The organism is Rhodococcus sp. NBC_00297 (assembly GCF_036173065.1).
Lineage (GTDB): Bacteria > Actinomycetota > Actinomycetes > Mycobacteriales > Mycobacteriaceae > Rhodococcoides.
Map to the genome: position 1 here is coordinate 1,847,060 of NZ_CP108041.1, position 21,186 is coordinate 1,868,245.

At 68.7% G+C, this 21,186-nt stretch carries 16 protein-coding genes and 1 pseudogene; 11 read left to right on the forward strand and 6 right to left on the reverse strand.

All coding sequences use genetic code 11. The features are described 5' to 3' along the window. Positions 1 to 35: 35 nt before the first annotated feature. Positions 36 to 1,442: pseudogene (locus OG947_RS08805) on the forward strand (amino acid permease). 18 nt (positions 1,443 to 1,460) lie between these two features. Here the strand turns inward: OG947_RS08805 and OG947_RS08810 are convergent. Together OG947_RS08810 and OG947_RS08815 are read right to left on the reverse strand one after the other, a co-directional pair. Next, entirely contained in the window at positions 1,461 to 2,993 is a 1,533-nt protein-coding gene (locus tag OG947_RS08810) for an HNH endonuclease signature motif containing protein (RefSeq protein WP_328813712.1), read from the reverse strand. 32 nt (positions 2,994 to 3,025) lie between these two features. Then, positions 3,026 to 3,970, reverse strand: coding sequence for a helix-turn-helix transcriptional regulator (locus OG947_RS08815; RefSeq protein WP_328813713.1), 945 nt, complete (start codon positions 3,968 to 3,970; stop codon positions 3,026 to 3,028). A 95-nt stretch (positions 3,971 to 4,065) separates the two neighbouring features. Here OG947_RS08815 and OG947_RS08820 point away from each other — a divergent pair, with 95 nt between their 5' ends. The 4 genes from OG947_RS08820 to OG947_RS08835 all read left to right on the forward strand — a co-directional run bounded on the left by OG947_RS08820 (position 4,066) and on the right by OG947_RS08835 (position 9,172). Then, a complete protein-coding gene (locus tag OG947_RS08820; RefSeq protein ID WP_222633156.1) occupies positions 4,066 to 4,434 on the forward strand; it encodes a VOC family protein in 369 nt (122 codons plus the stop codon). Positions 4,435 to 4,540: 106 nt separating this feature from the next. Next, entirely contained in the window at positions 4,541 to 6,136 is a 1,596-nt protein-coding gene (locus OG947_RS08825) for an MFS transporter (protein WP_328813714.1), read from the forward strand. 65 nt (positions 6,137 to 6,201) lie between these two features. Further along, complete coding sequence (locus OG947_RS08830; protein WP_328813715.1) at positions 6,202 to 7,974, forward strand: EAL domain-containing protein; 1,773 nt, start codon at positions 6,202 to 6,204, stop codon at positions 7,972 to 7,974. A gap of 22 nt (positions 7,975 to 7,996) precedes the next feature. Further along, on the forward strand, positions 7,997 to 9,172 hold the full coding sequence (locus OG947_RS08835) for a GTP-binding protein (RefSeq protein WP_328813716.1): 1,176 nt from the start codon (positions 7,997 to 7,999) through the stop codon (positions 9,170 to 9,172). Between the two features lie 10 nt (positions 9,173 to 9,182). Here the strand turns inward: OG947_RS08835 and clpB are convergent, their stop codons facing one another. After that, entirely contained in the window at positions 9,183 to 11,729 is a 2,547-nt protein-coding gene (clpB, locus tag OG947_RS08840; protein WP_328813717.1) for an ATP-dependent chaperone ClpB, read from the reverse strand. A 206-nt stretch (positions 11,730 to 11,935) separates the two neighbouring features. Between clpB and OG947_RS08845 the strand changes: the two genes are divergently transcribed. After that, positions 11,936 to 13,099 carry a globin domain-containing protein gene (locus OG947_RS08845; RefSeq protein ID WP_027506432.1) on the forward strand — a complete coding sequence of 388 codons (1,164 nt, stop codon included), beginning with the start codon at positions 11,936 to 11,938 and terminating at the stop codon, positions 13,097 to 13,099. Here the strand turns inward: OG947_RS08845 and OG947_RS08850 are convergent. Together OG947_RS08850 and OG947_RS08855 are read right to left on the reverse strand one after the other, a co-directional pair. Further along, a complete protein-coding gene (locus tag OG947_RS08850) occupies positions 13,093 to 13,350 on the reverse strand; it encodes a DUF2277 domain-containing protein (RefSeq protein WP_027506433.1) in 258 nt (85 codons plus the stop codon). The genes OG947_RS08845 and OG947_RS08850 overlap by 7 nt on opposite strands. Before the next feature lie 130 nt (positions 13,351 to 13,480). Further along, a complete protein-coding gene (locus OG947_RS08855; RefSeq protein ID WP_027506434.1) occupies positions 13,481 to 13,774 on the reverse strand; it encodes a WhiB family transcriptional regulator in 294 nt (97 codons plus the stop codon). A 232-nt stretch (positions 13,775 to 14,006) separates the two neighbouring features. Here OG947_RS08855 and otsB point away from each other — a divergent pair, with 232 nt between their 5' ends. Then, entirely contained in the window at positions 14,007 to 16,559 is a 2,553-nt protein-coding gene (gene otsB, locus OG947_RS08860; RefSeq protein ID WP_328813718.1) for a trehalose-phosphatase, read from the forward strand. Here otsB and OG947_RS08865 read toward each other — a convergent pair. Continuing rightward, on the reverse strand, positions 16,556 to 17,644 hold the full coding sequence (locus OG947_RS08865) for a LacI family DNA-binding transcriptional regulator (RefSeq protein WP_056444302.1): 1,089 nt from the start codon (positions 17,642 to 17,644) through the stop codon (positions 16,556 to 16,558). The two genes, otsB and OG947_RS08865, sit on opposite strands and share 4 nt — an antisense overlap. Before the next feature lie 183 nt (positions 17,645 to 17,827). Between OG947_RS08865 and OG947_RS08870 the strand changes: the two genes are divergently transcribed. From OG947_RS08870 to OG947_RS08885, 4 genes are read left to right on the forward strand one after another with little or no spacing between them, the layout of a single operon-like run. Then, positions 17,828 to 18,739 carry a metal ABC transporter solute-binding protein, Zn/Mn family gene (locus OG947_RS08870; RefSeq protein WP_222633240.1) on the forward strand — a complete coding sequence of 304 codons (912 nt, stop codon included), beginning with the start codon at positions 17,828 to 17,830 and terminating at the stop codon, positions 18,737 to 18,739. Continuing rightward, the gene (locus tag OG947_RS08875; protein ID WP_328813719.1) at positions 18,736 to 19,539 is read left to right on the forward strand and encodes a metal ABC transporter ATP-binding protein; all 804 of its coding nucleotides are present in this window, start codon (positions 18,736 to 18,738) and stop codon (positions 19,537 to 19,539) included. Before OG947_RS08870 ends, OG947_RS08875 begins: the two co-directional genes overlap by 4 nt. A gap of 2 nt (positions 19,540 to 19,541) precedes the next feature. Then, positions 19,542 to 20,411: a metal ABC transporter permease gene (locus OG947_RS08880; protein WP_328813720.1), complete on the forward strand. Its 870-nt coding sequence runs from the start codon at positions 19,542 to 19,544 to the stop codon at positions 20,409 to 20,411. A gap of 17 nt (positions 20,412 to 20,428) precedes the next feature. Then, positions 20,429 to 21,184, forward strand: coding sequence for a LamB/YcsF family protein (locus tag OG947_RS08885; protein ID WP_056443617.1), 756 nt, complete (start codon positions 20,429 to 20,431; stop codon positions 21,182 to 21,184). The last annotated feature ends 2 nt before the right edge of the window (positions 21,185 to 21,186 follow it).

The following is a 21,186-nucleotide window of genomic DNA, read 5'->3' on the forward strand; positions in this document are numbered from 1 at the left end:
ACTCGGAAGGTTCGCATCTCACGAGGAGAACTGACATGTCGATCGACAACAAGGACGCGGACCCAGTCAGCGCGACCGGACAACCCGGCGCTCTGGGAACCAGCCTGAAACCACGTCACATCACCATGATCTCGATCGCCGGTGTCATCGGCGCCGGACTGTTCGTCGGATCCGCGACCGCGATCAACCTGGCCGGCCCCGCCGTGCTGTTGTCGTATCTGTTCGCCGGCATCCTCGTCGTCCTGGTGATGCGCATGCTCGGGGAGATGGCGACCGCCAACCCCGACACCGGGTCGTTCTCCACGTATGCGACCCGCGCGCTCGGCCATTGGGCCGGGTTTTCCGTCGGGTGGCTCTACTGGTGGTTCTGGGTGCTGGTCATCCCGGTCGAGGCCACCGCCGGCGCGCTGATCATGTCGTCGTGGATCGGCGGTGACCAGTAGATCTGGGCGCTCGCCATCACGCTGATCCTCACCGTCACCAACCTGCTGAGCGTGGGCAACTACGGCGAGTTCGAGTTCTGGTTCGCGCTCATCAAGGTGGTCGCGATCATCGGGTTCATCGCGCTCGGCGTGCTCGCGATCCTGGGTCTGCTGCCGGGCAGCGACGTCAGCGGGGTGTCGCACCTGTGGTCGGACGGCGGGTTCATGCCCTTCGGTTTCGGTGCGGTCATCGCCGCCATGCTCACAACGATGTTCTCGTTCATGGGCACCGAGATCGTCACCATCGCCGCCGCGGAGTCGCCCGATCCGAAGAAGGGCATCACCCGCGCGGTCAACTCGGTGATCTGGCGCATCATGATCTTCTACCTCGGCTCGATCTTCATCGTCGTCGCCCTGGTGCCGGCCGCGGAGCTCGACGCCGAGACCGGCTCGTACCAGTTCGTGTTGGGGCAGATGAACATTCCGCACGCGGACCGCATCATGGACGTCGTCATCCTCACCGCCGTCGCCTCGTGCCTGAATCCCGCGCTGTACACGGCGAGCCGCATGTTGTTCTCGCTGTCCGAGCGTGGCGACGCCCCCGCGGCGGTACGCAAGGTGTCGAGCCGCGGCGTGCCCTACGTCGCCGTACTGGCCTCCACCGCACTCGGATTCGTGGCCGTCGTCGGCAACTACGCGCTGCCGGAGAAACTGTTCGGGTACCTGCTCGCGACCACCGGGGCCGTGGCTCTCTTCGTGTACCTCGCCATCGCGGCCAGCCAGTTGGTGTTGCGGCGCACGCTCGACCGGGAGGGTCGCCGACCTCCAGTGCGCATGTGGCTGTATCCGTGGCTGACGTATCTGGCGATCGGCTTCATCGTCGTCGTCCTCGTCATGATGGTGATCATGCCGGAGCAGCGGACGGCCATCGGCTTCTCCGCGGTGCTGGCAGCGGTCACCGTCGTGGCCGGTGTCCTGCGTCAGCGACGCGTGACCGCCGCCGAATCCGCGCGCGTCTGATCGCCCCGCCACCGTCGTTCAGAAAGGTGGCGGGTCGTCGATCGCTGCGGCTTCTCGAGCTCGGCGGTTGCGTGCCCGTTCGGCGCGTCGCCGCGCATGAACGGCCGCAAGGCGAGTGCGTCGTCTCGTCGGTGGCGACTCGGTCCCGGGCGGCGGGTGCACCACCGGGTCGTCGAAGGTGACGTCGGCCAGTTCCGGGTGGAGGTCGTATCCGTTGTGAGCCGGACCGGGAACGGTGCGACCCTCCGGGGTGGTGACGGTCGAGAGGACTCTGCCGGGTAGCTCCGGATCGGGGTACTGATCGTCGAGGAAGTCGGTGAACGTCTTCAGAGTGTGGTGAAAGCGGCACTTGCCGTTGAGATTCACCGCCGTGGTCTGTCCACCGGCGGCCGGGTCGTCGTGGTCGTACTCGGTGACGTGGTCGAGGTCCGCCGTCACCGCCGGGTTGTTGCATCCAGGCCACGTGCAGTACTGGTCGCGGGCACGGACGAACGTCTCGAGTGCCGCGCTGGGCCGGTACGGGTCGGCCGGCTGATGGGCTGCGGGCGTCGCGTCCATCCGTCGACGCACGGCATCGGAACGGTTCGCCAGATCCCGCAGGTGGTCGGGCGAGATGACACCGTGACCGTGCAGGAAGCCGGAGCGGCCGGAGGTGTCGGGGGCTGCACCTTCCGGGCTCGATGCAGCTGGGGTGGCCGCATCCAGGGTGGCCGCGTCACCGACCACGTGCACGACGACGGTGGTCGCGCTGATCGAGTCGGGGTCGGTCTCCGTGTGTGTGCACGTGGGATCGCCGCACTGACAACCGAATCCGGTGCCGGTGACGAGCGCGAACAGTGCGTCGGACGCGCGAGCGTTGCGGCTGCGCGGATCGCGTGAGCAGACGTTCGCAGCAAGAGCCTCGACACGGGTTGCGACGAGCAGCGCGTCCTCGGCCGCCAGGGTGGCACCGACGGCCGCCATGCCGTCGGGAGCGTTATCGACCCAGAAGGAGCGATTCTCCTTGGCCTTGATGCGCCTCTCGCGCACCGCATCAGGATCATGACGATGAACGACGCAGTCGACCATGTCCCGAAGCCGGGTGTCGGACCACGAACGGCGACGCCGAAGGGCGGCAGCGATCTCGGCGTCGACCTCGTCGGCGTAGTCGCGGCCGTCGACCAGATCGGTACGTGTGACGATGGTGTGCAGGTGTTTCGGCGCGAGCAGCCCGTCCCGCAGACACTCTGCGACACGCGGCAGGCGATCGCGCAACACGAGGGCGCGAAAGAGAATGCCGTCGGCGGCACCCTGACTGACGGACAGCACGGTGGCGATGCGGGCGGCGCACTGCGTCGCCGCGTCCAGGCGTCGGCGGTCCGAGGCCTCGACCGGCGCGACGATCAGGGCGTGGAGGTGCGCGGCCGCCCGGTAGCGAGTCCACTCCAGGAAGCCGAGGCCGGCGGTCGCGTGAACGACGGTGTCCAGAGCCTCCTCGATCGACGCATCGGTCAGCGCCACCGGAAGGCCCATGGCCTCCGGATCCTGCTGCGCCCACCCCGACTCGAACATGTGTGCGAAGATAACAGGAGCCACCGACACCGTCAGAAATGTCGACGAGCAAGGTCTGCCGCCAGTTCCGCGACGCGTGTCCGCGCCTCGTGCGGCTCCACCACCTCGAGGTGATCGGCGAACTGCAGCAGTTGCCGTACCCCCTCGATGGTCGAGTATCTGATCGACATCTGCGTCCAGCCGTCTCCGGCGGGCTCGCTCGCGGTGATGCGCGATCCGAGCACACGGTGGGCGAGATCTGTTCTGTTCGAACGGAGACGAGCCGTGACGATCACGTCGCCGGGCGCCTCCACCGCCGCGGACAGCTCGGACCACACACCGCGCAGGCCGACGGAACGATGGTGACTCGACTCGCCCGTGACCTCGTACCCGTCCAACCGCGCCAGTGCGAACAGCCGTCCGCGCCCACCGACGTCGGCGACCAGATACCACCGTCCGGCCTTCGCGGCGAGACCGTACGGATCGACCACCACCGCTTCTGCCTCGAGCGCTCCGCTTCGCCTGTAGCGCAGGAGGAGTCGGCGGTCGGAACGAAGGTCGAGTGCCAGATCCCCGACGTTCACGACGTCACGACCGGGTGCGAACCAGCTCGTGTTGTCGACGACGACCAGCTCCGCGAGACTGCGGCTCGCCGCCTCGACGCCTGCTCGACGCGCCGCGATCTTGCGCATCGCCATGTCGTGCGTCCCGGTCACACCGAGTCGCTCACGCTGCTCCTCGTCGAGACCGGCGAGCGTCACCGCGTCCATCTCTGCCGGCTCGAGGTACGACGCATTGAGTCGTGCCCCCGGCAACAGCACGATCCCGCCGTGCCGTCCTCGCTCGGCGTACACCGGCACCCCGGCGGCCGACAGGGCATCGACATCGCGCAGCACTGTGCGCCGACTCACCTCGAGACGTTCCGCGAGTTCACCCGTGGTGATGCGGTGCCGGGTCTGCAGCAGCAGTAGAAGGGCGAGAAGTCGGGAGGACGTCATGACAGGAATTGTGCGCCGAATAGGTGACGGCTTCTGGCAGGTATGGCGCGCTTCATGGAGTCCGTCATCCACCTCACTCACACAGGAGCGTCCTCGTGCCCGCACCCAATCTGTTTCTCGTCTACGTCACCGACATCGACCGCGCGACCGACTTCTACAGTCGGCTGTTCGACATCGAGGCGACCTTCCGCAGCCCCCGCTACGTCGCCTTCGACGCGGGCGGAACCGTCACGTTCGCTCTGTGGAGCGGGCGCCCCGACCATGCGCACTCGGCCACTCCGCGGACGTCCGAGATCGGGGTGATGCTGCCCGGCCCGGCGTCGAGGATCGACGACGTGTTCCGGGACTGGTCCACGACGGCCGGACTCGTCGTCGTCGAATCGCCCCACGACGACGTGTTCGGTCGGACGTTCGTGGTCGCCGACCCGGACGGCAACCTCGTCCGGGTCGCCCCCGTCGACTGACCCGAGCGTGACGGCCACCACACTCGATTGACCGTGACGCAGCGACACAGTTACCTTCTGTCCACCTTCTATGCGTTATCGCATAGAACCGACGGAGCGGGGTTCCATGGCACTGCATCAGGCACCACCCACCACCTCGCTGTCAGGGCGAGGCCGCGCGCTGGCGCTCCTCGTCATCTGCGCGGCCGAGTTGCTGGTGGTCCTCGACAACACCATCGTCAACGTCGCGCTGCCGTCCATCGGCGTCGAGCTCCAGACCTCGATGTCCGGCCTGCAGTGGGTGGTCGACGCCTACACACTGACGTTCGCCGGCTTCCTGTTGGCGCTCGGGCACTTCGGCGATCGGTACGGACGCTGCCGCGTCATGATCATCGGCCTGCTCGGGGTGGCGGCGCTGTCTGTGGTGGGGGCGCTGTCGAGTGACCTCGACCAGGTCATCGCGGCACGCGCCGTCATGGGCGTCTTCGCGGCGGCAGTGTTCCCGGCGACGCTGGCCATGATCATCACCATCTTCACCGACCCCCGCGAGAAGGCACTGGCCATCGCCGCCTGGACGGCCATGGCCGGCTTCGCCATCGCGATCGGTCCGACCGCGGGTGGCTATCTGCTGGAACACTTCTCGTGGCACTCGGTCTTCTGGATCAACGTGCCCGTGGCACTCGTCGTGGCCCTCGCCGCTCGGGTTCTGGTCCCGGAGTCGCGCGCCGAGCACGTCGGCCGCTTCGACGTCGTCGGACTCGTGTCCTCCTTGGTGGCGATCACGGCACTGGTGTGGACGATCATCGAGGCCCCGCATCGCGGATGGCTGTCGGCCACCTCCCTCGCCGGCTACGCGCTCTCCGCCGTGGCGATCGCCGGCTTCCTCGCGTGGGAGAAGCGCACAGCCGCTCCGGTTCTCGATCTGACTCTGTTCGCGAACCGTCGCTTCTCGCTCCCGGCCCTGTCGATCGCCGTCGGCTACTTCTCCATGTTCGGCTTCCTGTTCATGATCACCCAGTACTTCCAGGGCGTCCGCGAGTACTCACCGCTCGAGTTCGGCCTGCACTCACTGCCGTTCGCGGTGGCCGTGGGTGTGGGCGCACCGATCGCCACGCTGATCGCTCAGCGCTTCGGTGCCACCGCCGTCATCGTGCTGGGTCTGCTCATCGTCAGCACGGGGATGGCCATCGCCGGCCAGACCACCGTGGACACGCCCTACGTCGGCCCGGTATTGCTGTCGATGGTCCTCATGGGGCTGGGACTGGCCGTCGTCCAGGGACCCGCGACCGACTCCATCATGTCCGCGGTCGACCTGGACGGCGCAGGCGCCGGGTCGGCGGTCAACGACACGACACGCGAGATCGGCGGCACACTCGGTGTGGCGGTACTGGGTTCGATCGTCGCCTCGGTCTACTCCGCGCGGGTCACCCCCTTGCTCGACGCAGTGCCCTCGTCGCTGATGACGGACGGCGAGAAGGGTTTCGCGTCCGAAACCGTCATCGCGGTGATCGAGATGGCGAAGCGTCCCACGCCGTCGCTGTTCGAACAGCAGAAGGCGGAACTGATTCTGGCGATGAAGTCCGCAAGCCTCGAGGGATTCCAGTTCGCCTCGTACGTCACGGTGTCCGCGTGCCTGGCGTGCGCCGTGGCCGTCGCGATCTGCATGCCGTGGAAGCCCGCCGCCGACTCGGTTCTGGCCGCAGCACGAACTCGCCGCCGGTAGTCTGACGTCGGAGTGTGCTGATTCCCAGCGCACTCCGGCGCCGCAGACCGTCGAAACGAGTCGTCGTGAGATCACAGCGGATCAGTCCTGATCCGGTTCTGTCGTTTCTCGCGTTGACGCCGAGACCAGCAGAACGATCTCGCGCCGTCATCGCGGGCATCACGGTGCTCGTCGGCGTCGCCGGCCTGCTGCTCCTGCCCTCCGACGCCCTCCGACCGGGCGGCGCGGTGTGGATACTTCTGTTCTCCGCCACGACCGTTCCCGTCGCGGTCGCCTGGTTCACGACCACGCGTCCGAGGCACTTCGAGACCGCCTACGTCGTCTACGCCGACGTGGGCGTGCTCACCGTCGTGACGATGTACGACTCCGCGTTCCTGTCGATGCCGGCATGCGCCGTACTGGTGCTGGTCTCCCTGTTCGCAGCGGCGTTCACCGACACCCTCACCCTCACATTGCATGTCGCCTTCTCCTGCGGCCTGCTCGTCGTGCTCGCCGCCGTCTCGGTCGAGCAGGGCACGGAGATCTGGCTCGTGCTGTCACGCACGCTCGCGCTGATGAGCATGTTCGCCACGCCCTTCGTCATCCGCATGTACGTCTCCTACCTCCGCCGACAGGTCGAGGCCTCGCAACGCGATCCACTCACGGGGTTGCTGACACGACGCGGGCTCTACAACCGGGTGACGTCGCAGTCGCAGTCCGTGCAGAGTCGCCGCACCGCTCTCGGCGTCTTCGTCGAGATCGCCGACTTCGCGGACGTCGAGCAGCGTTTCGGCCGCGGCTCGGGCCGGGAGGTGCTCGAGGAGATCGCCGAGCGGCTCACCACCGAAGCTCCGGCGGACGCCGTCGCGGCACGGTTGAGCACCTCGCAGTTCCTGTGTGTGCTTCTCGTCGGCCCGGACGGTTCCGCCGATCACGCGATGCGGGATCTGGCCACGGGACTCGAGAGCACCTCTCTGCGCAGCGCACCGGTCACGGTTCTGACGGGCTCGGTGGCGGAGACCGTCGACCCGCATGCCGACGTGGGCACCACGCTGCACCACCTGATGACGCGCGCGGAGGCGACGATGCAGCGTCGCCACGCCAGTCGGGCGTCCGAGTCGGCGGACCTGCGCGACCGCATCGCGGCGCTCATCGCGTCGGGCGGCCCGAGCATCGTCTTCCAGCCCGTCTGCACCACCGACACGGGAGCCGTCGTCGGCTACGAGGCATTGTCGCGATTCCCCGACGGGTACGGCTCACCGCAGACGTGGTTCACCGACGCGTCGACCGTCGGCCTGCGCGTGGACCTCGAACTCAGTGCCATCCACGCGGCGATCACCGCGTCCAGCGTGCTGCCATCGGGCGCCTTCGTGGCGGTCAACACCTCGGCGGACACCATCCTGTCCAGCGATCTCGCCGCGGACCTGATCGGGCGCGGCGACAGGGGCAGGCGCTGGATCGTGGAGGTGACCGAACACGACCGCATCGACGACTACGACGGGATGGGCGTCGCCGTCGAGATGTTGCGCTCGGCGGGCGTCCTCATCTCGGTGGACGACGTGGGAACCGGCTACTCGGGTCTGCGCCAACTGGTGGAACTACGTCCCGGCGTGGTCAAACTCGACGCCTCGATCGTGCGCGGCATCGACACCGACCCCATGCGTCGTGCCGCCGCCGTCAGCATCGTCACGTTCTCTCGGGAGATCGGTGCCGTCTGCATCTTCGAGGGCGTGGAGACCGCCGAGGAACTCGCCACGGCGCGCGAGGTGGGAGCGGATCTGGTGCAGGGATACCTGCTCGGCCGCCCCGCACCCGCCTCGGAACTGCTCGTGAGGGACACCCCCCACCCGACTTCCTGATGACAATGATTATCATTACGACATGGCACCTCTGCTCCCCGTCACCGTCCTGTCCGGCTTCCTCGGCGCCGGCAAGACCACCATCCTGGAACACGTACTCGCGAACCGGCAGGGTCTCAGGGTCGCGGTCATCGTGAACGACATGAGCGAGATCAACATCGACGCGAGGCTCATCGACGGGTCGGTCACCGGGTCGACCACGCTGGTCCGCACCGAGGAGCGGCTGGTCGAACTCACCAACGGCTGCATCTGCTGCACGCTTCGCGACGACCTCATCGAGACCGTGGGCACGCTGGCATCGGCAGGCGACATCGACTACCTGCTGATCGAATCGACAGGTGTCTCCGAGCCCATGCCCGTCGCGGCGTCGTTCGACTGGGTCTTCGAGCCCCGAGGGTTGGAGCCGCAGAGCGATGCGCCCGTCAGCCTCGGCACCCTGGCCCGCCTGGACACGATGGTGACGGTCGTGGACGCCTCCACCTTCCTCACGGAGATCTCCCGCGGCGACACACTCGACGACCGTGAGCTCGATGTCGCCGAGGGTGACGAGCGATCCATCTCGGACCTCCTCGTGGACCAGGTGGAGTTCGCCGACATCGTGCTGATCAGCAAGACGGACCTCGTCTCCGACGCTCTCGCCGGAGCCACCGACGCCGCCGTGCGACGGCTCAATCCCCGCGCCGAGGTCGTGCGCACGATCAACGGGGTCATCGACCCCGCCCGAATCCTCGATACCGGTCTCTACGACCCCGAGGCCGCGCTACTCGCCCCGGGCTGGGACGACGAGCTCTCCGGCACCCACGTGCCGGAGAGCGAGGAGTTCGGCATCTCGAGCTTCGTCTACACCGCCGACCGGCCGTTCCACCCCACGCGCCTGAACCGAACACTCGACCGGTTGCACGATGTGTTGCGAAGCAAAGGTTTCTGCTGGATCGCGTCGCGACCGGACCGGGCGGCGGTGTGGTCGCAAGCGGGCCCGAACCTCACCATCGACGGTGCGCAACCGTGGTCGGAGATCGACGTTCCGGCCGGCCAGGAGATCGTCGTCATCGGAGTACGACTACGCCCGGACATGGTTCGTGACCTTCTCGACACCGCACTGCTGACAGACGCGGAGGTGACAGCGGGTCCGGACGCCTGGAGGGGCTATCCGGACCCGTTGCCCGAGTGGACGATCGATGTTCACGTGCACGGTTGACGCGTCGATCTCAGCTCAGCTCGAGCGTCGCACCGTCCTCCGACGTGTCCACCGTGACCGTGTCACCGTCGACGACCTTGCCCGCCAGCAACAGCTTGGCCAACTGGTCGCCGATGGCCTGCTGGATGAGTCGACGCAGCGGCCGGGCGCCGTACTGCGGGTCGTAACCCCGTACGGCCAACCAGAACCGGGCCGACGGCGTGACGTCCAGCGTGAGTCGACGAGCCGACAGGCGGCGCTGTAGTTGCAGCAGCTGGATGTCGACGATGGACTGCAGCTGCTCCTCGCTCAGGGCGTCGAAGACGACCACGTCGTCGAGCCGGTTCACGAACTCCGGCTTGAACGCGCTGCGCACCGCCGCCATCACATGGTCCCTGTCGCCACCCGCACCGAGATTCGAGGTGAGGATCAGGATCGTGTTGCGGAAGTCCACCGTTCGGCCCTGACCGTCGGTCAGACGGCCCTCGTCGAGCACGGCGAGCAGGATGTCGAACACGTCCGGGTGCGCCTTCTCGACCTCGTCGAACAGCACCACTGTGTACGGCCGACGACGCACGGACTCGGTCAGCTGACCACCGGCCTCGTACCCGACGTATCCGGGCGGGGCACCGACCAGCCGAGCCACCGAGTGCTTCTCGCTGTACTCGCTCATGTCGATGCGGATCATGGCGCGCTCGTCGTCGAACAGGAAGTCCGCCAACGACTTCGCGAGCTCCGTCTTGCCGACGCCCGTCGGTCCCAGGAACAGGAACGACCCGGTGGGCCGGTTCGGATCGGACACCCCGGCACGAGCGCGGCGCACCGCGTCGGACACGGCCTGGACCGCGTCGTCCTGACCGACGACACGCCTGCCCAGCTCGTCCTCCATGCGGAGGAGCTTCGCCGTCTCACCCTCGAGCATCCGGCCCGCGGGGATACCGGTCCACGCCGCGACCACGTCGGCGACGTCGTCCGGACCGACCTCCTCCTTCAACATCACGTCACCCTGGGGAACGGTGGCCGCGGTCTTCTCCGCGAGCTCCTTCTCCAGCGACGGGATGCGTCCGTAGCGCAGCTCCGCGGCCTTGCCCAGATCACCGTCGCGCTCGGCCCGCTCGGACTCGCCGCGCAGCGCTTCGAGCTGCTCCTTGAGGTCGCGCACCGAATCGATGGCGTTCTTCTCGTTCTGCCAGCGCGTGCTCAGTTCGGCCAGCTTCTCCTTGCTGTCCGCCAGCTCACCGCGCAGCTTCTCGAGACGGGTCTTCGACGCGTCGTCGGTCTCCTTGGCCAGCGCCATCTCCTCGATCTCGAGTCGGCGCACGACACGCTCGATCTCGTCGATCTCGACCGGACGCGAGTCGATCTCCATGCGGAGGCGGGACGCGGCCTCGTCGACGAGGTCGATGGCCTTGTCCGGCAGGAACCGTGAGGTGATGTAGCGATCCGACAGTGTGGCGGCGGCGACCAGGGCGGAGTCTGTGATGCGCACACCGTGGTGCACCTCGTACCGCTCCTTGAGGCCGCGCAGGATGCCGACCGCGTCGTCCACGGACGGCTCACCGACCAGCACCTGCTGGAACCGGCGCTCGAGTGCGGCGTCCTTCTCGATGTACTTGCGGTACTCGTCGAGCGTCGTGGCGCCCACCAACCGCAGCTCACCACGCGCGAGCATCGGCTTGATCATGTTGCCCGCGTCCATGGCGGACTCGCCCGTCGCGCCCGCTCCGACGATGGTGTGCAGCTCGTCGATGAACGTGATGACCTGGCCGGCCGAGTTCTTGATGTCGTCGAGCACGGCCTTGAGCCGCTCCTCGAACTCACCGCGGTACTTGGCGCCCGCGACCATCGATCCCAGGTCGAGCGACACGACGGTCTTGCCGCGCAGGCTCTCCGGGACGTCGCCGGCGACGATGCGCTGCGCGAGGCCCTCGACGATCGCGGTCTTGCCGACGCCGGGCTCACCGATGAGCACCGGGTTGTTCTTGGTACGGCGCGAGAGCACCTGCACCACACGACGGATCTCGGTGTCGCGACCGATGACCGGATCGAGCTTGCCGCTGCGTGCGGCCTCGGTGAGGTCGGTCGAGTACTTCTCCAGAGCCTGGTACGTGGCCTCCGGGTCCGGGCTCGTGACGCGGGCACTGCCACGCACGGTGGTGAACGCCTCGCGCAGCGCCGCCGGTGTCGCCCCGTTCCTCTGGAGCAGCGTCGCGACATCGGAATCGCCCGTCGAGAGTCCGACCACCAGGTGCTCGGTCGAGACGTACTCGTCGTCGAGTTCGGTGGCCAGCTGTTGAGCGGCGGTGATCGCGCCCAGCGCGTCACGTCCGAGCTGCGGCTGGGTGGTGGAGCCGGTGGCCGACGGCATGCGGTCCACCAGTGTCTGCACCTGCGAGCGGATCGCGCTCGGGTCGACGCCGACAGCCTTCAGCAATGGCGCGGCGATGCCGTCCGTCTGGTCGAGCAGTGCGACGAGCAGGTGAGCCGGCCGGATGTCCGGGTTGCCCGCTGCGGATGCCGACTGCAGTGCAGCGGTCAACGCTGCCTGGGTCTTCGTGGTGGGAGTGAACGAGTCCACCGGTCACCTTCCTTCGGGTCGAACGGGTGTGTCGACGAGAACAACCTTAGTCGACTTGAGTCTATTCCGCTCAAGTTTGTTGACGCCGCACCACGCAGGAGGGCGCCGCCCAGCGCGCTGGCCGTGACCGGACACGACCACTACTCTCGGACACACCACTCGCGCACGAACCCGTCACCCGCCACGACTATCGAAGGTGCCCATTGCTGGACCCGCAGGCCCTGGCGCGAGTGCGCGCCGGAGTTGCCTCCGCGCTGTCCGACGACGGCGCGGACACCGTGGCCGGCGCCTTCTACGCTCGGCTGTTCGCCGAGTACCCCGATTTCCGCGGCTTCTTCCCCGCCGCCATGGATCAGCAGCGGCACCGCCTCCTGCGCGCCGTCGACCACGTCGTCCGGCACCTCGACGACCGCGACTTCCTGCCCTTCCTGCATCAACTCGGGCGTGACCACCGCAAGCACGGCCTGACCGGCGCGCACTTTCTCGCCGCCCAGAACGCGCTGGTCGACGCGTTCCGCACCACGGCGGACCCGGACGTCTGGACAGACGAGACCGACGCGGCGTGGCGCCGCGTGGTGTCGATGATCTGCAACTCGATGGCCGTCGGGGCCGACACCGAGGACCTGCCGCCGTACTGGGGAGCGACGGTGGTCGAGCACCATCGCGTGCTCGACGACCTCGCGATCGTGCGCCTGCAGACGGACGCCGACATTCCCTTCGCCGCCGGCCAGTACCTCAGCGTGCAGATCCCGCAGCGTCCACGGATGTGGCGGTACCTCTCCCCCGCGATCGCACCCAACGACTACCGCGGCATCGAGTTCCACGTCCGGCGAGTGTCGGCCGGCTGGGTGAGTCCGGCCATCGTCTCGGAGACCACGGTGGGCGACCGCTGGCTGCTCGGGCCGCCGCTGGGCGGACTCAGCGTGGACACGTCGCCGGGCAGCGAGGACGTGCTCATGATCGCGGGTGGCACCGGCATCGCCCCCCTGCGTGCGCAGCTGATGGACATGGCGATGCGGAGCCGTAATCCGCGGGTGCATCTGTTCGTGGGCGGCGAGTATCCGAGCGACCTCTACGACCTGGACACGCTGTGGAACCTGGCACGCACCAACCCGTGGCTCACCATCGTGCCGGTCGTGGAGCAGCCCGAGGAGCCGTGGTGGCGGCCCGGTCCGGCACGCGAGTTCCCACCGGGCATGAACCACACCATGGTGGGCAAGCTCGGGCAGGTGGTCACGCGGTTCGGATCGTGGGCCGATCGGCAGATCCAGGTGTGTGGGTCACCGTCGATGGTGCGCACCACTCTGTACGCACTGCGCAAGGTGGGGACGCCGATGCAGAACGTCCAGCACGATCCCCTGGGTCAGTGAGGGTGCGCGTGCGCCAGGCGGCGTAGCGGAGGCACCGTCTGTGGCGGCTGCTTGCGGGGCGGGAGCACGCTCAGCAACCGGGTGGTCGACGCGGTGACCTCGGCCACGGCGGTCTCGAAGGCGTCCCGGTTCGCGTCCGACAGTGTGCGGAGTCCGCTGACCTTGCGCACGTACTGACGCGCGGCCGCCTCGATCTCCTCGTCCGTCGCCGCAGGCTCGAGGCCGCGCAGTTCGGTGATGTTTCGGCACATGCGAATCACGGTAGACCGGGCACCGTCCGAGGGGAACACCCGAAGAGCTTTACGCTGTACAGGCACCGCGTCGGATAATGTCCACCAATTCAAGCTTCGTGCAGTTTTCGATCACCGTGAATTCATCTGTTCAACCGATTGCGCGCTGATCGGAAAGCGCATTTCCCAGCATCCGCTCGGGCGCCGACAAACCACCCCAGACGCCGTACGGCTCACCGGCGGCCACCGCGTAATCACGGCACCGCATCAGCACGGGGCACTGCTCGCAGACCCGTTTGGCCTGCTCCTCGCGGGCTGTTCTCTTATGTCCCCGTTCACCTTCCGGATGGAAGAAGACGGCAGAATCCATACCGCGGCACAATCCGTTCAACTGCCACTCCCACGTCGTGGCAATCGGCTCGGGTAACTGGACGGGCTTCGACATGACGCTCCTCGTTGTTCGCCTCGTATGCGACGTCACGCTCTCAGTATTACATTACGAACAATCGTCCAAAAAGTTAATGCGAATAGTCGTGACACACGATTTCCAGTCATCGCGGGTCACAGACACCCTCGCGGCCGCTCCTCGGACCTCTCTCCCCGATGAGGCGAGCAGGGCCCCCGTCGCCTAGGTTTGACCGAGTGAGAAGCCCCGGTCACCGTCCAGGTCGTGCGCTGTGAGCGCTGTGGACCTCCCCCTCGACCTTCGCCGCGCCCTCGTCGGCGTCGCGCGGGTGCCGAGACTGCTGGTCGCCTCCGACTACGACGGCACCATGGCGCCGTTCGTCTCCGACCCGCAGAAGGCGTTTCCGCTGCCCGAATCGGTCCGCGCACTCCGCGCTCTCGCTGGTCTCGACGGCACCCAGGCTGCTGTGATCTCGGGGCGCGCGCTGCGTGACCTGGCGATCCTCTCCCGCCTGCCCGTCGAGGTACAGCTCGTGGGCAGCCACGGGTCCGAGTTCGACGCCGGCTTCGTCACCGAGCTCGGCGGCGAGGCGACGGCACTGCTCGAGCGCGTGGTCGCCGAGCTCCGCACGATCGCGTCCCGCGGCGCGAACATCAGCGTCGAGACCAAGCCCGCCAGCGCCGCTCTGCATGTGCGCAACGCCGACCCCGAGGCCGGACAGCGCGCCCTCGACGAGGTCCGTGCGGGCGCAGCCACCTGGGACGGCGTGCAGGTCACCGAGGGCAAGTCCGTGATCGAGCTCGCCGTCATCGCGACCGACAAGGGCCAGGCCCTCGACATCCTGCGGCACCAGGGCGGCGCCTCCGCCGCCGTCTTCTTCGGCGACGACGTCACCGACGAGAAGGCGTTCCGACGGCTGCACGGGCCGGACATCGGCGTCAAGGTCGGCGACGGTGAGTCGCTCGCCGGCTACCGCGTCGACACCCTCGAGCAGGTGGCCGCGGCGCTCGCGTTCCTGTTGGAGGAGCGCCGCACCTGGCTCTCCGGTGCGGACGCCCCGCGCATCGAGCGTCTCACCATGATGGCGAGCCCACGATCGGTGGCACTCCTGACGCCCGAGGCCGGCCTCACGTGGCTGTGTCACCCCGAACCCGACTCCGCCGCCGTCTTCGCACACCTGCTCGGCGGCGACGAGGCGGGCCACTTCACCGTCGGCCCGCTGCGTCCGTCCCTCCCGCTGAGCCAGCAGTACATCGACAGCACCATGACGGTGCAGACCCGCTGGGCCAGCCTGCAGGTCGACGACTACCTCGCGCACGACGTGCCGAGCGACCGCACCGACTTCACCCGCGTGATCACCGGCAAGGCGAAGGCCGTGGTCACGTTCGCGCCGCGCCCCGAGTTCGGGCAGGCACGCGTCCGGCTCGAGGCCGAGGACGACGGCCTCCGCGTGTTCGGCACCAACGACCCGATGGTGCTGCGCGCGCCGGGCATCACCTGGACCGTCACCAGCGAGCACGGCCAGGAGACCGCGCGGGCGGAGATCGATCCGTCCACCGGTCCCGTGATCCTCGAACTGCGCTGCGGGACGTCGGATCTGGGCCCGTCCGAGGTGCCCGAAGCCGAGCGTCGCGCCGAGGCCGAGTCCTACTGGCACGACTGGGCGGCCGGGTTGACGCTCCCCCAGCTCAAGCCCGATCTGATGAAGCGGTCCGCGCTCACCCTGCGCGGCCTGGTGCACGCCGACTCCGGGTCGATCATGGCCGCGGCCACGACGTCGCTGCCCGAGGAGATCGGCGGTGTCCGCAACTGGGACTACCGCTACTGCTGGCTGCGCGACGCGGCCCTGACGGCGTCCGCGCTGGTGTCCCTGGGCTCGCTGTCCGAGGCGGAGAACTACCTGCACTGGGTGCACGACGTGCTCGAGACCGTCCCCGGACCGGAACGCCTGCACCCGCTCTACACGCTGTGGGGGCAGTCGCTGCCTCCCGAGGCCGTCATCGACGCCCTGCCCGGGTACGCGGGATCCCGCCCCGTGCGGGTGGGCAACGCGGCCAACCAGCAGGTGCAGCTCGACGTCTTCGGACCCATCGTCGATCTCATCGCGACACTGGCCCGCGCCCGCACCGCGAGCGGCGTCACCGCGAACGCCGAGGTGCTCACCGATCAGGACTGGGACCTGGTGTGCGCCATGGTCGACGCCGTCGAGCGACGCTGGTCCGAGCCGGACAACGGCATCTGGGAGATCCGCGGCAACCCGCGCCACCACGTCTACTCCAAGGTGATGTGCTGGCTCACCGTCGATCGCGCCATCACCCTGGCCGAGGCGTACGGCCGCGAGGCGCAGCTCGGCTGGAGCACGTTGCGTGACGTCATCCGTCGTCAGGTGCTCGACAAGGGCTGGAGCGACGAGGCGCAGTCCTTCACGGCCGCGTACGGCGGAACCGATCTCGATGCGGCCACCCTGCACATCGGCCTGTCCGGTCTCATCGATCCGAGCGACCCGCGCTTCGCGGCGACGGTCACCGCGACCGAGGCCGAGTTGCGCAGCGGCGCCACGGTGTACCGCTACCACCACGACGACGGCCTCCCCGGTGGCGAGGGCGGGTTCCACCTGTGCGCGGCCTGGCTCGTCGAGGCGTATCTTCTGATCGGGCAGCGACTTCCGGCCGAAGCGCTCTTCACCCAGCTCGTCGCCGCGGCAGGCCCGACGGGCCTGCTGAGCGAGGAGTACGACCCCGTGGCCGAGCGCTCGCTGGGCAACCACCCGCAGGCCTACAGCCACCTCGGCCTGCTGCGCTGCGCCCAGCTGCTGGCCCGCTAGCCGGTCCGCACCGGGCCGAGCGTCACCCCGGCGAGCAGATGCGTCGGGAGGTGCTCGGTCCGGTCCACCCCGGAATGGCTGACGCCCAGCACGATCTCACCGACGAGCCGACCCTTCTCGAGGACCGGCTGCTGGACCGACGTCAGGCCGATGCGGCGCGCCTCGTCGACCCCGTCGAAACCGGTGACCGACATCTGTTCGGGTACTGAGACACCCTGCGCGGCACAGTGATCGAGCGCACCCAGAGCCAGCACGTCGGACGTGCACACCAGCGCGGTGGTGTCCGGCGCCGCCCGGAGCGCCTCGGCGGCCGCCGACCGTCCGGCCTCCCGCGTGTGGTCGAAGCGCTCGACGATCACGATGTCGGGATCGACGCCGGCCGCGATCATCGCGTCGCGGATGCCGGCGAGACGCTCGCGCTGGACATGGAAGGTGATGCCGCTCCGGCGTTCCGGATCGACGAGTCCGTCGTGCCGGTCGCGGCGCAGCCGCATGCAGACCACGCTGATGCGAGTGTGGCCCCTCGCGAGCACCTCCTCGGCCATCCGTCGCATCGCCACCCTGTCGTCGATTCCGACGAGCGAGGTGTCCTCCGCGTCCCGAGGCTGGTCGCACACGACCGTCGGCAGATGACGGTCACGGACCGCCGTCAGGTGCGGATCGTCGTCGGACACCGAGTAGACGACGAATGCGTCGACCCCCGCCTGCTGCACGACGGCCGCGGCGTCCTCCGGCGTCGAGGCGGGCCCCGCGGGAATGAGCAGCAGACCGCGTCCGGCCCGCTCGCACGACTCGGCGAGGCCGGTGAGGAACTGCACGGCCGCGGGATCGGAGAACGAGTAGCTGAGCGCCTCGGTGAGGACGAGCCCCACCGCACCGGCGCGCCGGGTGCGCAGCGAGCGGGCGACCGGGTCGGGCCCCGGATAACCGCGGGCCCTGGCCGCGTCGAGCACACGTTCCCGCATCTCGGGTGAGAGCTGGTCCGGGCGGTTGTAGGCGTTGGACACGGTGGTGCGCGAGACGTTCAGTTCGGCGGCCAGCGACGCGAGCGTGGCCATCCGTCGCGGTTCCGTCGACCTCGCCATGAAGAGACGGTATCCGGTCGGGGTCGCGCACGTCGGCTCCGGCACGGTTTCGCCGTCGGGGTGGTGGGGCGGTAAGGTCACGACAACGGTTTCCATTAACGATAACGTTCGACCGACCCAGGAGCACCCCTCGTGTACGCACCCGCCCGAATTCCCCTCCGCACGCTCGTCACCGCCCTGGGTATGACCGCCCTGACGGCGACCGCCCTGGTGGGATGCAGCTCCGACGACACCGCGACGGCCGAGTCCGGTCGGCCCACCGTCGTCGCGTCGACGAACGTGTGGGGCTCGGTCGCCGAGGCCGTCGTCGGAGACCGAGCGGACGTCACGGCGATCATCTCCGATCCGTCCGCGGATCCGCACTCCTACGAGGCCAGCCCCGGCGACGCCGCGGCACTGTCCGAGGCCTCGCTCGTCGTGTACAACGGCGGCGGCTACGACGAGTTCGTCGACGACGTGCTCGGCTCCGCGGGCGACGTGCCCTCCGTCGACGCGTACTCGCTGCTCGAGGGGCACGCGGACGACGCCGACCATGCCGACGAGGCGGGTGCCCACGACCATTCGGGCGAGACCAACGAGCACGTCTGGTACGACCCGGAGATCGCGGCGGCCACCGCCGAGGCGATCGCCACCGAACTCGGTAAGGTCGACCCCGACAACGCGGCCTACTACACCGAGAACGCCGAGGCGTTCCACGACGACATCCACGAGATCACCGACATCACGGATCGCATCGCCCAGCAGAAGCCGGGCGCACCCGTCGCGCAGACGGAGCCGATCGCGCACTACCTGCTGGAAGGAGCCGGGGTGGACGACAAGACCCCCGAGGACTTCGAGGACGCGATCGAGGAGGGCAACGATCCCTCGCCCGCCGCCGTCGCCGCGACGCGTGACCTGTTCACCGGCAAGGGCGTCGACGTGCTGGTCTACAACATCCAGACGGAGGACGCCGTGACCGAGGACGTGCGCCGCATCGCCGAGGAGAACGGCATCCGCGTCGTCGAGGTCACCGAGACCCTGCCCGCAGGGCAGGACTACGTCTCCTGGCAGCGCACGGCGGCGCAGGATCTCGCCGACGCGCTGGGGGTCGTGTGACCGCTGTCCGACTGACCGGAGCCACCCTCGCCTACGGCGACCGGGTGCTCTGGTCCGATCTCGACCTCGAGGTCGCACCGGGCGAGTTCGTCGCCGTGCTGGGCCCGAACGGCTCCGGCAAGACGTCGCTCCTCAAGGTGCTGCTCGGGCAGGCCCACCTCACCGCCGGCACCGCGACCATCGCCGGCGGTCGATCCTCCGTCGGCTACATCCCCCAGCAGAAGGCCATCGACGAGGGTGTTCCGCTGCGCGGGCGCGACTTCGTCGGCCTCGGGTGGGACGGACACCGCTGGGGCATCGGCTTCCGTGGGCGCCACGCTCGTCGCGAGGCCGTCGACATCGCCGTCGCCTCGGTCGGTGCGGAAGCGTTCGCCGACGCGCCGCTGGGGCAGATGAGCGGCGGTGAGCAGCAGCGGCTACGCGTCGCGCAGGCACTCGTCGGCGATCCGGACGTGCTGCTCTGCGACGAACCGCTGCTGAGCCTCGACCTCGCCAACCAGCAGGTCGTCGCGCACCTGATCGACCAGCGTCGGCGCTCGCACCGCACCTCGGTGGTGTTCGTGACGCACGAGCTCAACCCGATCCTGCCGATCGTCGACCGGGTGGTCTACCTCGTCGACGGCAAGTTCCGCATCGGCACCACCGAGGAGGTGATGACCTCCGAGGTGCTCTCCGAGCTGTACGACACCGACGTCGAGGTCCTGCGCGTCCGCGGGCGGCTGGTGGTCGTCGGTACCGGAGACGCCATGGACGCCCTCGGGAGCGCCGGCGGCATGCACCACGTGGACGAGTCGGAGTAGGCATGGACAAGGTTCTCGACGCCCTGAGCAAGGCATTCGACTTCGGTACGACGGCCGATCTCCTCACCTACGACTTCGTGCAGCAGGCGCTGATCGCCGCGGCGATCCTCGGTGTGCTCGCCGGGGCGCTCGGCCCCCTCATCGTCAGTCGACAGTGGTCGTTCGCCGTCCACGGCTCGTCGGAGCTGTCCCTCACCGGTGCGTCCGCGGCCCTGCTGCTGGGGTTGGCCGTCGGGGTCGGCGCCATCCTGGGATCCGTCATCGCGGCGGTCCTGTTCGCCCTGCTGGGCCGTCGTGCGCGCGAACGCGACTCCGTCATCGGCGTCATCATGAGCTTCGGGCTCGGCCTGTCGGTCCTCTTCCTGTGGGCGTATCCCGGCCGCACCGGCACCAGCTTCTCGCTGCTGGTCGGGCAGATCGTCGGCGTCGGCAGCACGGGTCTCGGCCTGCTGCTCGCGGTGGCGCTCGTCGTCATCGTCGTGCTCTTCGTGGTCTACCGGCCCCTGCTGTTCGCCAGCACCGATCCCGAGGGCGCCGAGGCGCGCGGCGTACCGATGCGACTGCTGTCCATCGTGTTCGCGATCCTCGTCGGTGTCGCGTGTGCGCTCGGCGTCCAGATCGTCGGCGCCCTGCTGGTGCTCTCGCTCCTCATCACGCCCGCGGCAGCGGCGTCCCGCGTCACCGCCAACCCCGTCACGGCGACGTGGCTCTCGATTCTCTTCGCCGAGGTCGCGGCCGTGGGCGGCATCCTGCTCTCGCTCGCTCCCGGGGTGCCGGTCTCGACCTTCGTCACCACCATCTCGTTCGTCATCTACCTCGTCTGCCGGGCGGTCGGTCGACGCACACCGTCCCGCACCGTCGTCCACGCCTGACCGTTACCCTCGTGTGGATGGTCGATCTGAACTCCGATCTCGGCGAGGGCTTCGGCACCTGGACGCTCGGTGACGACGCGGCGATGCTGCGTGTGGTCACCAGCGCCAACATCGCGTGCGGCTTCCATGCGGGTGATCCGGCCACGCTGCTGCGGACGTGCGCCGACGCCGTCCGGTCCGACGTGCGTATCGGCGCCCAGGTGGGGTACCGGGACCTCGTGGGCTTCGGCAGGCGCTTCCTCGACATCACCGCAGAGGACCTGCGCGCCGACGTGATCTACCAGATCGGGGCTCTCGACGGCCTGGCCCGCTCCGTCGGCGGACGCGTGCGGTACGTCAAACCACATGGAGCGCTGTACAACACGATCGTGCACCACCGAGTGCAGGCACAGGCGGTCGTCGACGCCGTCGCCGCGTACGACCCCGGCCTGCCCGTCCTGGGGCTGCCCGGCTCGGCATTCCTCGAGATCGCCGCGCGGGCGGGCCTGCGGACCGTCACCGAGGCGTTCGCCGATCGCGGCTACACGGCAGCGGGAACCCTCGTCTCCCGCCGCGACCCCGGTGCGGTCCTGTCCGACGTCGAGGCGGTGGCACGACGCGTGCTGCGGATGGTCACCGAGGGCGTCGTGGACTCCGTCGACGGGGTGACGGTGCCGGTGAACGCCGACTCGGTGTGCCTGCACGGCGACACCCCCGCCGCGGTGGACATGGCCCTGGCCGTGCGTGCGGTGTTGTCCCGCAACGGCGTCACCCTGACCCCGTTCGTGTCGTGAGG